General features: G+C 65.0%; 13 protein-coding genes and 2 tRNA genes. 8 read left to right on the top strand and 7 right to left on the bottom strand.

Translation table 11 applies throughout. The features are described from left to right. The first annotated feature begins 129 nt into the window (after positions 1-129). The gene (locus P1L41_RS12650; protein WP_276296088.1) at positions 130-903 is read left to right on the top strand and encodes an alpha/beta fold hydrolase; all 774 of its coding nucleotides are present in this window, start codon (positions 130-132) and stop codon (positions 901-903) included. Positions 904-913: 10 nt separating this feature from the next. On the opposite strand, the gene P1L41_RS12645 is transcribed toward P1L41_RS12650, so the two are convergent. The 3 genes from P1L41_RS12645 to P1L41_RS12635 all read right to left on the bottom strand — a co-directional run bounded on the left by P1L41_RS12645 (position 914) and on the right by P1L41_RS12635 (position 2843). Next, entirely contained in the window at positions 914-1597 is a 684-nt protein-coding gene (locus P1L41_RS12645; RefSeq protein WP_276296087.1) for a protein sorting system archaetidylserine synthase, read from the bottom strand. Positions 1598-1646: 49 nt separating this feature from the next. Then, positions 1647-2333 carry a metal-dependent hydrolase gene (locus tag P1L41_RS12640; protein WP_276296086.1) on the bottom strand — a complete coding sequence of 229 codons (687 nt, stop codon included), beginning with the start codon at positions 2331-2333 and terminating at the stop codon, positions 1647-1649. A 75-nt stretch (positions 2334-2408) separates the two neighbouring features. Continuing rightward, positions 2409-2843: an SRPBCC domain-containing protein gene (locus P1L41_RS12635; RefSeq protein WP_276296085.1), complete on the bottom strand. Its 435-nt coding sequence runs from the start codon at positions 2841-2843 to the stop codon at positions 2409-2411. Positions 2844-3025: 182 nt separating this feature from the next. On the opposite strand from P1L41_RS12635, the gene P1L41_RS12630 reads away from it, so the two are divergent. Then, positions 3026-3328, top strand: a complete 303-nt coding sequence (locus tag P1L41_RS12630) for a PRC-barrel domain-containing protein (protein WP_276296084.1) — start codon at positions 3026-3028, stop codon at positions 3326-3328. Here P1L41_RS12630 and P1L41_RS12625 read toward each other — a convergent pair. Further along, complete coding sequence (locus tag P1L41_RS12625; RefSeq protein WP_276296083.1) at positions 3325-4782, bottom strand: DHH family phosphoesterase; 1458 nt, start codon at positions 4780-4782, stop codon at positions 3325-3327. The genes P1L41_RS12630 and P1L41_RS12625 overlap by 4 nt on opposite strands. Positions 4783-4983: 201 nt before the next feature. Between P1L41_RS12625 and P1L41_RS12620 the strand changes: the two genes are divergently transcribed. Further along, positions 4984-5057: transfer RNA gene (locus P1L41_RS12620), tRNA-Lys, on the top strand. Between the two features lie 149 nt (positions 5058-5206). Here the strand turns inward: P1L41_RS12620 and P1L41_RS12615 are convergent. Further along, entirely contained in the window at positions 5207-7339 is a 2133-nt protein-coding gene (locus P1L41_RS12615; RefSeq protein ID WP_276296082.1) for a PAS domain S-box protein, read from the bottom strand. 223 nt (positions 7340-7562) lie between these two features. Between P1L41_RS12615 and P1L41_RS12610 the strand changes: the two genes are divergently transcribed. Then, on the top strand, positions 7563-7799 hold the full coding sequence (locus tag P1L41_RS12610) for a hypothetical protein (RefSeq protein ID WP_276296081.1): 237 nt from the start codon (positions 7563-7565) through the stop codon (positions 7797-7799). A gap of 6 nt (positions 7800-7805) precedes the next feature. Here the strand turns inward: P1L41_RS12610 and P1L41_RS12605 are convergent, their stop codons facing one another. After that, entirely contained in the window at positions 7806-8249 is a 444-nt protein-coding gene (locus P1L41_RS12605; protein ID WP_276296080.1) for a GNAT family N-acetyltransferase, read from the bottom strand. An 89-nt stretch (positions 8250-8338) separates the two neighbouring features. After that, positions 8339-9823, bottom strand: coding sequence for an IMP dehydrogenase (guaB, locus tag P1L41_RS12600; RefSeq protein WP_276296079.1), 1485 nt, complete (start codon positions 9821-9823; stop codon positions 8339-8341). A 207-nt stretch (positions 9824-10030) separates the two neighbouring features. On the opposite strand from guaB, the gene P1L41_RS12595 reads away from it, so the two are divergent. The 4 genes from P1L41_RS12595 (at position 10031) to P1L41_RS12580 (ending at position 11600) form a co-directional block, all read left to right on the top strand. Next, positions 10031-10204 (top strand): hypothetical protein, encoded by a 174-nt coding sequence (locus P1L41_RS12595; RefSeq protein ID WP_276296078.1) that lies wholly within the window; start codon positions 10031-10033, stop codon positions 10202-10204. A gap of 6 nt (positions 10205-10210) precedes the next feature. Further along, positions 10211-11098 (top strand): DUF5794 domain-containing protein, encoded by an 888-nt coding sequence (locus P1L41_RS12590; RefSeq protein WP_276296077.1) that lies wholly within the window; start codon positions 10211-10213, stop codon positions 11096-11098. 40 nt (positions 11099-11138) lie between these two features. Continuing rightward, a complete protein-coding gene (locus tag P1L41_RS12585) occupies positions 11139-11366 on the top strand; it encodes a DUF5795 family protein (RefSeq protein ID WP_276296076.1) in 228 nt (75 codons plus the stop codon). Between the two features lie 54 nt (positions 11367-11420). Continuing rightward, positions 11421-11600, top strand: a tRNA-Trp gene (locus tag P1L41_RS12580). Positions 11601-12041 lie beyond the last annotated feature (441 nt).

Genomic DNA, 12041 nt, shown 5'->3' with positions numbered 1-12041 from the left:
CTATATAAACCTTTCGCAAAAATACGCCACACTGAACGGTGATGGCTATTCTTGCTTGATTGCGGTTCCACATTGTCGGGGGATACCCGAGCCACCTTTATTTTCCGTCCCCTCGTGGACGGGACGTAGATGGAGACGATTCTACACGACGGGCGAGAGACGGCCTACCGGCTCGTCGACGCCGCGGCGAGTGGCCCGACAGCCCTGTACGTGCACGGGAGCGGAGGCACCCACGTCGCCTGGGGCCACCAGTACGGTCCCTCGGGGCCGACGCATCCGGCCGCCGCGCTCGACCTGAGCGGTCATGGGCACTCCGAGGAGGTCGCGGTGGGGCCGGACGGCGCGATAGGCGCCTACGCCGCCGACGTAGCCGCCGTTGCTCGAACCGTCGACGCCGACGTCCTGGTCGGAAGCTCGCTCGGCGGGGCTGTCGTCCAGCGCGCCGTGAACGAGTACACCCTCGACCTCTCGGCGCTCGTCCTCTTCGGGACCGGCGCGCGGTTGCCGGTGGCCGAGCAGTTGCGAGCGTGGCTCGATTCGGACTTCGAGCGCGCCGTCGAGTTCCTCCACGGGCCCGACCGGCTCTTTCACGAGACGGACCCACGGACTGTCGCCCGGTCCAGGGAGCAGATACAGGCGGTCGGACAGCGCAGTACTCGCCGGGACTTCCTGGCCTGCCACGGCTTCGATAGCCGCGACTGGTTGGCCGACATCGACGTGCCGACGCTCGCCGCCTGTGGGGAGCACGACACGCTGACGCCACCGTCCTATCACGAGGAACTCGCGGAGTCGATTCCCCATGGGGAGTTCGCTGTCGTGCCCGATTCGGCGCACCTCGCGATGCTCGAACGGCCGGCCGCGTTCAACGACCTCGTCGGCGACTTCGTCGCGTCAGTTACCTGATGACTGCACGTCACTCCCAGTAGTATCTGGGGCCGAGCGTGAGAAAGAGCAGTGCCACGACGAGCATCACCCGTGGGCCCGCCCGGCCGAACGCCGTCGGTGCGACGACCGACACGGAGAGGACGACGCCCATCGGTATCGCCGTCCTGGCGCCCGGTTTCGGGAAGTCGAACGGCGAGACCATCAGGAGCGAGAGGACGACGGCGCCGCCCGCGAGCACGAGCGGGTTCGTCACCCCGGCGAGATACGCCGTGGCGAGGATGATGACGCCCAGCGTGTTCGGGATGCCCGGCCGGGCGTCCGCACCCTCGATGTAGGTGGTGTAGAACGCCGTCCGGACGACGGAGAAGACGGCGTAGACAGCGGCGAGCAGCGTGAGCCCGGCGACGACTACCGGTGAGGTGTCACCGACGCCGCCGTAGGTTCCCGTCAGGGCGACGAAGATGAACAGACTCGGCGTCGCACCGAAGGAGATGACGTCGGTGATGGAGTCCAGCAGCGGGCCGACAGCCGAGCTCTCACCCTCGCGGGCGACGATGCCGTCGACGGCGTCGAAGATAATCGCGACCAGCATGAGCCGTGCGGCCAGCTGGAGGTCGGTGAACGCCACCGCGCCAGCGGCGAACCCGACGACGGCGTTGGCAAGCGTGACCGTATCGGCGACACTGAGCCGTCGGCGCACGTCGAAGCCCATGCGTGTCCGGTCGGCAACCGCCCACAAGAAGGACTCGGAACGGACCGACTCACTCCTCGGGCAGGTCGTGGCCGACGACGAACCGCGCGGCCGTCGCCAGCGTCCCCACGACGAGGAGGTAGAGCTGCCAACCGCCCCGTGCGACCGGGAACACGCGGTCGACGACCTCGGGTTGCTCTGCCTCGCCCGGGTTCGGGTCGATACCCGTGCTCATCTGGACCTCGCTGGTGTTGCCGATGGACCGCAGCGTCGGCACGCCCCCGCCGCCACCGCCGTCCCCACCTGACGCCGGCGGGCTCATCTCGACGAACGTCTGGACGATGCCGCGCTGGGTCGACAGCTCGAGTCGGCCTCGAATCTGGTAGAACTGGTCGTGGAGCGGCCACAACAGGTTCGCACCCCCGCCGACCGCGTCCAGCAAGACGTGCGCGACGGCGTAGATGAAGACGCAGAACCACGCGACTCTGACCCCGTAGGTACCCCACTGCGTCCGAATGTACGACTCCTCCCGGACGTACAGGTCGACGACCAGGACGACGGCCGCGAGCGCGGGGATGACGAGGTTCGTCGTCGCCGTGCGGTGGCCGGCCGTCGAGAACAGCGCGATGAACGCGTCGACGTCTGGAATCGTGACCACGACCAGCGACAGCAGGAGCGACCGCTTGTCGAAGGCCGCCCCGAGCAGCGTCGCCGCGAGCAGTCCGACGAGTGCGTAGTGGACCACCAGGGAAGGCATACCTGGACAAACGGTACGGACGAAATGAGTGTTGTGGTACCAACTACCGTCCCCGAAATCGGGCGACGGCAGACCCTACGACTCGGCCAGTTCGATGGCCCGGCGGCGCAAGCCGACGTTCATCTGCTCGAAGCCCCGTCGCATCCGTCGCTCCAGACGACTGACCACGGGGTTGGCGAGCGGCCCGTCGATTCGCTCGTGTTGCGTGAACCGCGTCCCGGTCCCGTCGTCGGTCGGTTCGAGCAGGAACGCGTGCTCGGCGGCCTGTCCGAACAGCGTCGTCCGCCAACGGACCTCTCGCTCGGGCACGACGGTCAGCACCCTGGGTCTGAACGGTATCGTCGGGAGCCCCGGAACCGACAGCCGGGCGGATACCGTGCCTGTCTCAGTCAGGTCCCCCCGCACGCGGAGCAGCGTGTTCCACCGGGGATACGCCGCGACGTCGGTCAGCACCTCCCACACCGTCGCCGGCGGCGCCGGGACGTCGATCGACGCTGATAGCTCGCGCATCACCCCGGCGTAGGGTCTGTCGAGGCAAAAGCCCCCTGTGAGTTGTGTTGGCACGAGCGCCGCGTGCCTGCACTCGCGCCTCCATCGCGGCAGCGGCTCTCCGAGTGCGGGCGCCACTGCTACGGACGACGACTTTCCGGTCCGCGAAGAAGTTTTAAGACCCGTCCGTCCGACCTTCGCCTATGGACCCGGAGAGCGTACCCCAGGAGATTACGACACTCGTCGGACGCGAGGTGTACTCGAAGAACGGCGTCTTCGTCGGCGAAGTCGAGGACCTCCGCCTCGATCTCGACCGGCAGGAAGTCACCGGTCTCGCCCTACACCAGATCAACACCGAACTGTTCGACCAGGAAGTTCGGTCGTCACGCGGCGTCATCCTCCCGTACCGGTGGGTGCAGGCAGTGGGTGACGTCGTCATCGTCAACGATATCGTCGAGCGGCTCCGCTCGCCGGACTCCGACGAAGAGGAAGAAGTCGCGGCCTAGCTTCCGTTCCCGTTCTCGCTCGTACTGTCGACGCCCATCGCCTGGAACAGCTTCTGCTTGACGGCCGACTCCGTCAGTTCGAGCAGCGTGTCGCGGTTGTCGTCGCTGGTGTCGAGGCCCATGAAGATACCGAGTGGAATCTCGACGCTCGCGTCCGTCGAGTGACCCGCCGTTTCGCCCATCTCGCCGAAGGCGTCGCCGAGCACCTTGCCGATGTTCATCCGGATGTCCTTCGACCGGGCCGCGAGGTAGATGGTGTCGTCGGCGATGGCGAAGACGGCCGTCGTCGTGATGCCTTCGAGGTTGAGGAGGTGCTGTGCGGCCTGCGAGAGGGCGTCCCGGTCGCGGATGAACCCGGCGTTCGAGACCAGGTGACTGCCCTGGACCTCCCGGTTCCGGATGGCCTCGGCGAGGACGTCTAACGTCTCGGGGCTCATCGACGGGGACTCGACCTGCTCTAAGGTGTCGTGGTCGGCGAACGGGTAGAGATAGGCGGCCGCCGTCAGGTCCGCCGGCGTGGTGTCTCGCTTGAAATCCAGCGTCTCGGCGCGGATGCCGTACAGCAGCGCCGTCGCGACGGTCTCACTCAGGTTCAGGTCGAGTTCCTGGATGTACTTCGTGAGAATCGTCGACGTCGCGGAGACGTTGGGCCGGATGTCCGAGAACGTCGCGTCGTGGTCGTCCTCGTGCTCGTAGTGGTCGATGATGATGTCGACGTCGTCGATGTTCGGTTCGCCGCCCTTCGCGACGTCGACGAGCGCGAAGGTGTCGTACTCACTGAGGTCGACCGAGTCGCGCCCCGCGAGTTCGATGCCAAGCAGGTTGACGAACGCTCGGTTCTCCTGGCGCCCGATCTCGCCCTCGTAGACGATGTCCGCCTCGACGTCCCGACTCTCGGCGATCGCCACGAGCGCCGCCGCCGACGCGATGGAGTCCGGGTCGGGCGAGCGCTGGACGAGAATCGCCATCCGCTCCTCGGTGCCGTCGATGACGTCGCTCAGCTGTGTCGCCTTGTACTCCAGTTCGCCCGTCTCCAGCGCGCGAAGCGCTGAGTCCGCGATGACCGCCGACGGGTTGATGACGACGTCCGCCCCCAGCTCCGCCAGTTCGTCGGCCGAGACTGGGTCGTCGGCGCGCGCGATGATGAACTGGTCGCCGTCCGCACGCCGGATGTTCAGGACCGCCTCCGCGTTCGCCTCGACGTCGGACGACATGATGAGGACCACGTCGCGGTCGCCGACCATCTCGACGACGTGTTCCTCCACGATGTCTGCTTGCTGGGCGTTCAGGTCCTGGTCGCGCAGAGCCTCGACGCGCCCCTCGTCAGCGTCCAGGATGAGAACGTCTTTCCCCTCCTCGACGAGTTCCTCCGCCACGGCGTGGCCGACGCTCCCACACCCGAGGATGGCATAGGTAGACATCGAGGCCATCGTAATGCCGCTGGCTGCACTCATTGACTGTCACGTACGGACGGACACACTTATATTACACCGTCTCCGTGTCCACCCGTCATTCCGTGAACTTGTTTCACGGTCGACACCCGCAAACAGGTCCCACGAACGGACGACGAGACGGCCGGACGGCGGTACAGTCCGGCGACCTGCGGGGGCCGAAAGGAAACGTATTTACAACCCCCTCCGCAACGATGAGTTGCTGGGCCGGTAGCTCAGTCTGGCAGAGCGACGGCCTCTTAAGCCGTCGGTCGAGGGTTCAAATCCCTTCCGGCCCGCTTTCTGTGCGTACGACAGTGAGCAGTGACACGACGGAGTTGAACCACACGTGGCGACCGGCAGTGTGCCTCACAGGCGGCTCACATCGCTGCCTCTCTATCTACGTCGAAAAGAGGACCGACCACCGAGCTGGCTCCGCCGGTCCTACTCACGACGGTTCGATTTCGACGCCGGTAATCTCGAAGCGCGCCCCGCCCGCGTCACTGCTTTCGAGAGTGATCTCCCAGTCGTGTGCGTCGGTGACCTGCTTTGCGATACTCAACCCGAACCCCGTTCCCCCTTCCGTGCCGGAATAGCCTGGCCGGAACAGTTCCTCCTGGTCGTCGATAGCGATACCCGCACCGTCGTCCTCGACGTAGAACCCGCCGGGGAGTCGGCCGACCGTCACCGTGACAGCCGTGCCGCCGTGTTCGACTGCGTTTCCGATGAGATTCTCCAGCAGTTGCTTGAGACGCTCCCGGTTCGCGTGGATTTGCGGCGCACTGTCCGTTCGGAGCGTCGCGTCAGCGGTTTCGACGGATTGCCAGCAACTCTCCGCGACGGTCCCGACGTCGACGACGTCGAGGGCACCGACCTGCTCGCCCTCCCGCGACAGGGTCAGGAGATTCTCGATGAGTTCGAACATCCGTTCGTGTGCCTGCTGGACGCTATCGAAATGTCGGGTCTCGCCCGTCTCTCTGGCGAGTTCAAGGTGCCCTTCTGCAACCTTGAGCGGATTCTTGAGGTCGTGACTGACGACAGACGCGAACTGCTCTAACTGCTCTTCACGCTGTCTTCGCTCGGAGATGTCTCGGCTGATGGCGATGAACCGCTGCTCGCCATCGGCGTCGTGACGCCTGACGTGTATCTCCACCGGGAAGGTGCTCCCATTCTTCCGGTGATATTCGCTCGTTATCTTCCGTTGTGCGTCCTCGTCCATCTCCTGCCACAGCGACTTCGCCTCCGCCGGGTCGAGCTTCACGTCGAGGTCCCAGACCTTCATCTCGAGGAGCTCCGCTTTGCTGAAGCCGGTCTCTTCGCAGAGGCGCGGGTTCGGCTCGACGATGTTCCCGTCGATGTCGTGGACGTTTATCATGTCCGGCGACTCGTCGAAGAGGGCTTTGAGGCGCGCGGAGCTCTCCCGAAGTTCCTGTTCGCGCTGTTTTCGCGCCGTGATGTCCCGGCTGTTGACGACGATACCCTCGATGTCCGGGTTGTCCCGGTAATCCGTCCCGCGGATGTCGAGCCAGCGCCACTCGCCACTGGCGGTCCGGAACCGGGCTTCGGCCTCGACTCGGCTCTCGGCCCCCGTCGATAACCGCTCGAAGGCCTCGAGCGTCGACTCCCTGTCGTCCGGATGGACGAACTCGAACCCGTTTTGACCCACCAGCTCGCCCGCGTCGAATCCGAGGATTCGTGTGACCGATGGACTCTGGTACTGTATCTGTCCGCTATCGTCCAACACGGTGATGATGTCCGTCGAGCCCTCGAGATAGGCTTCGTACCGTTCGAGTTCCTGCTGCCGCTCCGTCCGGTCGGTGATATCCTGGAACAGGGAGATTATCGCGACGACGTCGTCGTGTTCGTCGGTGATGACGCGGTTGTGCCACTCGCAGATTATCTCCTCGCCGTCCTTCCGGACGTTCCGGTCGACACTGTGATAGCCGCCGCGAGCCTCCGCGAGCGCGTCGGTGACGGCGTCGACGTTCTGGTAGCTCTCCTCGGTCACGAGCCGCTCCCAGGTGTCCCCGAGCAGCTCTTCCTCGGAGTAGCCGAGAATCGACTCGCCTTTCTCGTTCAGCCGAACGATCTCGAAGTCCTCGTTGTACTCCAGGACGCCGATCGGCGACTGCTCGATGAGCAACGAGAGGCGTTTCTTGCTGTTCTTGAGCGCCGCCGCCGAACGGTACTGCTCGACCACGTTCCTGATCCGGTTCGCGAGGACAGTGTACTGGCTCGTTCCGCTCTCTTTCTGGAGGTAGTCGGTCACGCCACTCGAGATAGCGTCGCTGGCGACCGTCTCAGACCCTTTCCCAGTGTACAGTATGAACGGCAGGTCGGCGTACGCCTCCCGGACGGCCGTGAGGAACTCGATGCCGTTCTGTCCCGGCATCTCGTAATCCGAGACGATACAGTCACAGGTGCTCTCGGGGAGGCGGTCCAGTGCTTCGCTGGCGGTGGCGACGGTGGTGACGTCGAACTGCTCGTCCTCACGTTCGAGATACGTCGCCGTCAGGTCGGCGAGTTCCGGGTTGTCGTCCACCAGTAGAACGGCTATCGTATCCAAATTTTCAGAAGACATGTTCTCTCGTTTCGTCGCAGAGACGTCCCGTGCGATCAGCCATACTGATTGCGTACAGTTGTGAGGGTGGTCTATTCAAACTGACGGCAGGGACTGCCACAGTGATTCGGGGGTCAGATCAGCCTGACTCAGCCAGCCGAGACTCACTGGCTGTTGACACTTGGGTTCGTGCGATATCCTGTCACACACAAGGTATTTGTTCGACCCGGGAGAGCGCTCTACCATGCTGCCCCTCCCAGTCCTCCAGGTGCCTGGTGCCGCCGAACTGGTAATCGTGCTCTTCATCTTCCTCATCGGGCTCGTCCTCCTCGTCGGGGCGAGCTACTGGGTGTACTCCGACGCGAAGAAGCGTGGGAACGACAACGCCCTCATCTGGGGCCTCGGGACGGCATTCGGGTTCTTCCTCGGGCTGTTCCCCGGACTCCTCGTGGTCGGTATCTACTTCGTCACGCGCGACTGAGGGCCGTCACTCGGCGTCGAGCGGTTTCACCATCTCCACGTGTGGGATGCCGGCCTCTTCGAACTCCTCGCCGACCGTCTCGTAGCCGAGTCCGGTGTAGAACGACTCGACGTGGCGCTGGCCGTGTAACAGCGCCGTGGTCGCACCGGCTTCCCTCGCCGCTCGCTCGGCCGCGGCCATGACTCGCTTGCCGAGCCCCTCGCCCCGGTGAGAGTCGAGCACTGCGACCCGTTCGACCTTCACGGTCGCGTCGTCGATGAACCGGGTTCGGGCCGTCGCCACCGGGGTCTCGTCGTGAGTAATCACGAAGTGCGTGGCCACCTCGTCCTTGCCGTCCATCTCTTCACTCTCCGGGACGCCCTGCTCGTCGACGAACACCGCCTGACGGACCTCGCGGGCGGCGTCACCGAGTTCCGCATCGGTGCCGCTGTGGAGGACGTACGATGACACAGTCGGAGTTCGCGGACGGGGACACTGTATCTTGCGCTCGGCGGCGTCGTCCGACGGACGCAGTGTCGCTAACGAAAACAGTGGCTCACTCAGCTCTCGGGGCTGTAGTTCGGCGCCTCGTCGGTAATCATCACGTCGTGCGGGTGGCTCTCTTGTTGGCCAGCCGCGGAGACGCGGACGAACTCGGAGCGCTGCTTGAACTCGGGGATGGTCGCGGCACCGACGTAACCCATGCCCGACTGCATCCCGCCGACGAGCTGGTGGAGCTCGGAGGCGAGCGAGCCCTTGTACGGCGTCGCGGCCTCGACGCCCTCGGGGACGTACTCCTCGTTCTCGTCGTCGTCCTTGAGATAGCGTTCACCGCCGCCCTCGTTCATCGCGCCGACGCTGCCCATCCCGCGGTACTGTTTGTACTTCTTCCCGTTCATCGTGATGACGCGGCCGGGGGCCTCGTCCGTCCCGGCGAAGTACGACCCGAGCATGACGGCGTCGGCGCCGGCGGCGATGGCCTTGATGGCGTCACCGGAGTACCGGATGCCGCCGTCGGCGATGACGGGGACGTCGTGCTGGCTGGCCACGTCGGCGACCTGCGCGACGGCCGATATCTGGGGCATTCCGGAGCCGGTGACGACGCGGGTCGTACAGATAGAGCCCGGGCCGATGCCGACCTTCACCCCGTCGGCGAAGTCGACGACCGCCTCGGCGGCTTCTCGGGTGCCGATGTTACCGACGACCACGTCGGCTTCGACCTCGGCCTTGATTTCGCGGGCGCTGTCGATGACGTTCGCGTTGTGCGCGTGAGCGCAGTCGATGAAGAGGATGTCCGCGCCGGCCTCGTCGGCCGCCTGGGCGCGGTCGACCTCGAACGGGCCGACGGCCGCGCCACAGCGGAGGCTCCCGTCGTCGGCACGGGCGGCCTCGTCGTACTCGCGGCGCTGGAGGATCCCCTGCATCGTCACGAGGCCGACCAGTCGATTCGCCTCGTCGATGATGGGCACGCGCTCGATCTTGTGGTCGTACATGAGCTCAAGCGCCTCGCGGGGCGTGACGTCCTCGGGCGCGGTGACGACCTCGTCGGTCATCGCGTCGCTGACAGCGTCGTCCTCTCCCACTTCGAGATAGGGGCGGATGTCCGTCCCGGAGATGATACCGAGTACCTCCTCGGTGTCGTCGTCGACGACGGGCGCGCCGGAGACGCCCTGGCGCTCCATCATCTCGTCGACCTCGCGGACGGTCTGGTCGGGACGTGCGGTGACCACTTCCCGGATGATGAGCTCGTCGGCGCGCTTGACACGCGCTATCTCGTCGACCATCTGCTCGACGTCCATGTTCCGGTGGAGGACGCCCAGGCCTCCCTGTCGGGCCATTGCGATGGCCATGTCGCCCTCCGTGACCGTGTCCATCGCGGCGGTGAGGACCGGCTTCTGGAGCGTGACCGACTTGGTCACTCGCGTCGTCGTGTCGGCCTCGTCGGGCTCGACGCGGGACTCCTTCGGTCGAAGCAGTACGTCGTCGAAGGTCAGCGCCTCCGGAACGCGGAGTTTCTCCGAAAAGGGCTCGGAATCGTTCGCCATGTAAACCGTCCAGTATCGCCGGTGAAAAACGTTGCGAGAGCGGACGAGACTGACGCTTGGTCACACACGCCCACGTCGGTCCCCGTCCAGATTTCGAGGCCAAAGCGAGACAACTGTCCACGTGTGACCGGGTACCGTGGTGTTCACGTGGTGTATGCGGCCGAATCTCACACAACACTTATACTCAAATCAACGTTAATTACAGATATGCACTCGACCGAACCCACCCGCGCGGGCGCTGCCCGGCCACAGACGCTCTCCTCGGAGACCGTCGCGACATTTTCGGTGGGCTTCGGGAAACAGAACTGGCTGCCAGCCCTCGATTCGAGCCAGTCCAGTGCCGTAGCCGCCCGACGGGAGTTGGGGTATCCCCGATCGTAGGACTCGATGAGTAGCTCGAGACACCCCGTCGCACTCGACGTCGAGCGACAGGTCGGCCGCGGCGGCCGACTGCTCGCCACCGTCATGGGCCTCCCGCTGGTAGACGGCATCTTCCCGGTGCTGGTCCTCGCGGGCGCGCTCTCGACCGTCACCGGCATGCTGGAGGTCGGTCTGCTGGTCTTCGGCGGCTCCGCGATGGTCGCCGTCGTCCTCGCCGAGATGGAGGGCAGCCCCCGAGAACAGGCCCGCGTGGTGCTCCTCATCGGCGCCGTGTTGCTCCCGGTCGCGGTCCTGGAGGCCGCTCTCGCCCCGACTATCGCCGCCGTCGTCGAACTCGCGACGTTCGAGCGGTTCGCCGGCATCGTCATCCTCGCTGTCGCGGCGCAGACCGCCAGTGCCCGCATTGGCGAACTCCTCCCTCGGCCGGCCATCATCGTCGGCCTGGGGCTGCTTGCCAGCGTCGACCCTGCCGGCGCGACGCTCGTCGTCGAGGCGAACCTCGAGATGATGGCCCGTGCTGCCGCGACCGCCGGCATCGGCGTCGGCTTCGCGCTGGCCGTCGCGCTGGCGAGCCCGTGGCTGCGCAACGCCGTCGATATCGACCGGTTCCGCTTCGGGAGCGCCGTCGCACTGGGCGTCCTGGCGCTGTCGGTCCTCGGCATCATGCCCACCACGGCACCCGTCGCACTCGCGGTGCTCGCCGTCACGGCCCTGCTCTCGTTCGACCCGCACGAGGCCCGCGAGCGCCACACGGAGTACCATCCGGACCACGTCGACCTGACCGCCGCTTTCGCCGATGGTGGGGCGTCCCAGGGTGTCGCCGGGGACGAGCGGACCGACACCGGCGCCGCCGTCGACGACGACCCCGACGAGGAACGCGCGCCCTGGCTTTGAGAACGGGAACTTTTAGGCCCGTCTGGCCCCGCTGTCCGGTATGGCCGAGAACCGCGTCGTGCAGGGACGGATGCAGACGCCACAGAGCCTCGCCGAGCTCATCGAGGGCGAGAGCGTGATGGACGCCGAACCGATCGAAGACGCCGACCGGGCGTGCCCGGAGTGTGGTGAGAACGTCATCTCAGTCGGGTACATGCCCTCTGCACTGGAGTTCGTCACTGGCTACAAATGCCAGGAGTGCGACTGGGCCGAGACCGACCGCGACTGACCGCCGTCCGGCAATCGAAATCCCTTTACTGTACCTGGGGCAAGGCAGGAGTGCGGGGTCGTGGCCTAGTCCGGGAAGGCGGCTGACTCCAGAGGCCACGTGCCTGGGACGAGACTCTAGGGCTGATATACTGAGCGGCCGGCTGATCACCGGTTCGCGACGATGACCCTCTGGAGTTCCGAGGCACAGGACGGAGATATCAGCCGATCGGGGGTTCAAATCCCTCCGACCCCATACCATATATTAAACTTTCTTAGCTTTGCTTACAGATCACTGTTCGATGGATTCCACTATTTCTGGGCAACTCTACGTGGTGAACAGGATACCGGCCGATCAACCAAAGAAAACGATGTTCGGTTAAGAACCACACCCGGCTCGCTCTGGTTCGATTTCGACGAAGAAAGCTCGAACAAGACTGTAATAGACTCACCTCCAATAGCGGTTCGAACGTCTCAGGGCTGCTACTCTCCAGATGGCGCTTCCCTTACCCTTAGTGGCGGGATGCGAGTGCATAGAGAACGCTCTTCTTCTTCTTTCTGTGAAGAACCAGATCGATTACTTACTACGATCTGCGTTCGAGAAGAAGGAGAAAAGAACCAGCCTGGTTCACTTCGTGCTCTCTCCGAATCGGCGACGAGGTGGGTCGAATGAGCCGTCGGCCTCAGTTGAGCCGAC

It is taken from the genome of Haloarcula ordinaria (assembly GCF_029338275.1).
Lineage (GTDB): Archaea > Halobacteriota > Halobacteria > Halobacteriales > Haloarculaceae > Haloarcula > Haloarcula ordinaria.
The sequence above is the reverse complement of the archived record's forward strand: the minus strand, read 5'-3'. Positions and strand labels throughout refer to the sequence as shown.

Excerpts from the sequence above, each read along its gene's own strand:
- P1L41_RS12650 (WP_276296088.1), top strand. The coding sequence starts at position 130 with ATGGAGACGATTCTACACGACGGGCGAGAGACGGCCTACCGGCTCGTC.
- P1L41_RS12645 (WP_276296087.1), bottom strand. The coding sequence starts at position 1,597 with ATGGGCTTCGACGTGCGCCGACGGCTCAGTGTCGCCGATACGGTCACG.
- P1L41_RS12640 (WP_276296086.1), bottom strand. The coding sequence starts at position 2,333 with ATGCCTTCCCTGGTGGTCCACTACGCACTCGTCGGACTGCTCGCGGCG.
- P1L41_RS12635 (WP_276296085.1), bottom strand. The coding sequence starts at position 2,843 with ATGCGCGAGCTATCAGCGTCGATCGACGTCCCGGCGCCGCCGGCGACG.
- P1L41_RS12630 (WP_276296084.1), top strand. The coding sequence starts at position 3,026 with ATGGACCCGGAGAGCGTACCCCAGGAGATTACGACACTCGTCGGACGC.
- P1L41_RS12625 (WP_276296083.1), bottom strand. The coding sequence starts at position 4,782 with ATGAGTGCAGCCAGCGGCATTACGATGGCCTCGATGTCTACCTATGCC.
- P1L41_RS12615 (WP_276296082.1), bottom strand. The coding sequence starts at position 7,339 with ATGTCTTCTGAAAATTTGGATACGATAGCCGTTCTACTGGTGGACGAC.
- P1L41_RS12610 (WP_276296081.1), top strand. The coding sequence starts at position 7,563 with ATGCTGCCCCTCCCAGTCCTCCAGGTGCCTGGTGCCGCCGAACTGGTA.
- guaB (WP_276296079.1), bottom strand. The coding sequence starts at position 9,823 with ATGGCGAACGATTCCGAGCCCTTTTCGGAGAAACTCCGCGTTCCGGAG.
- P1L41_RS12595 (WP_276296078.1), top strand. The coding sequence starts at position 10,031 with ATGCACTCGACCGAACCCACCCGCGCGGGCGCTGCCCGGCCACAGACG.
- P1L41_RS12590 (WP_276296077.1), top strand. The coding sequence starts at position 10,211 with ATGAGTAGCTCGAGACACCCCGTCGCACTCGACGTCGAGCGACAGGTC.
- P1L41_RS12585 (WP_276296076.1), top strand. The coding sequence starts at position 11,139 with ATGGCCGAGAACCGCGTCGTGCAGGGACGGATGCAGACGCCACAGAGC.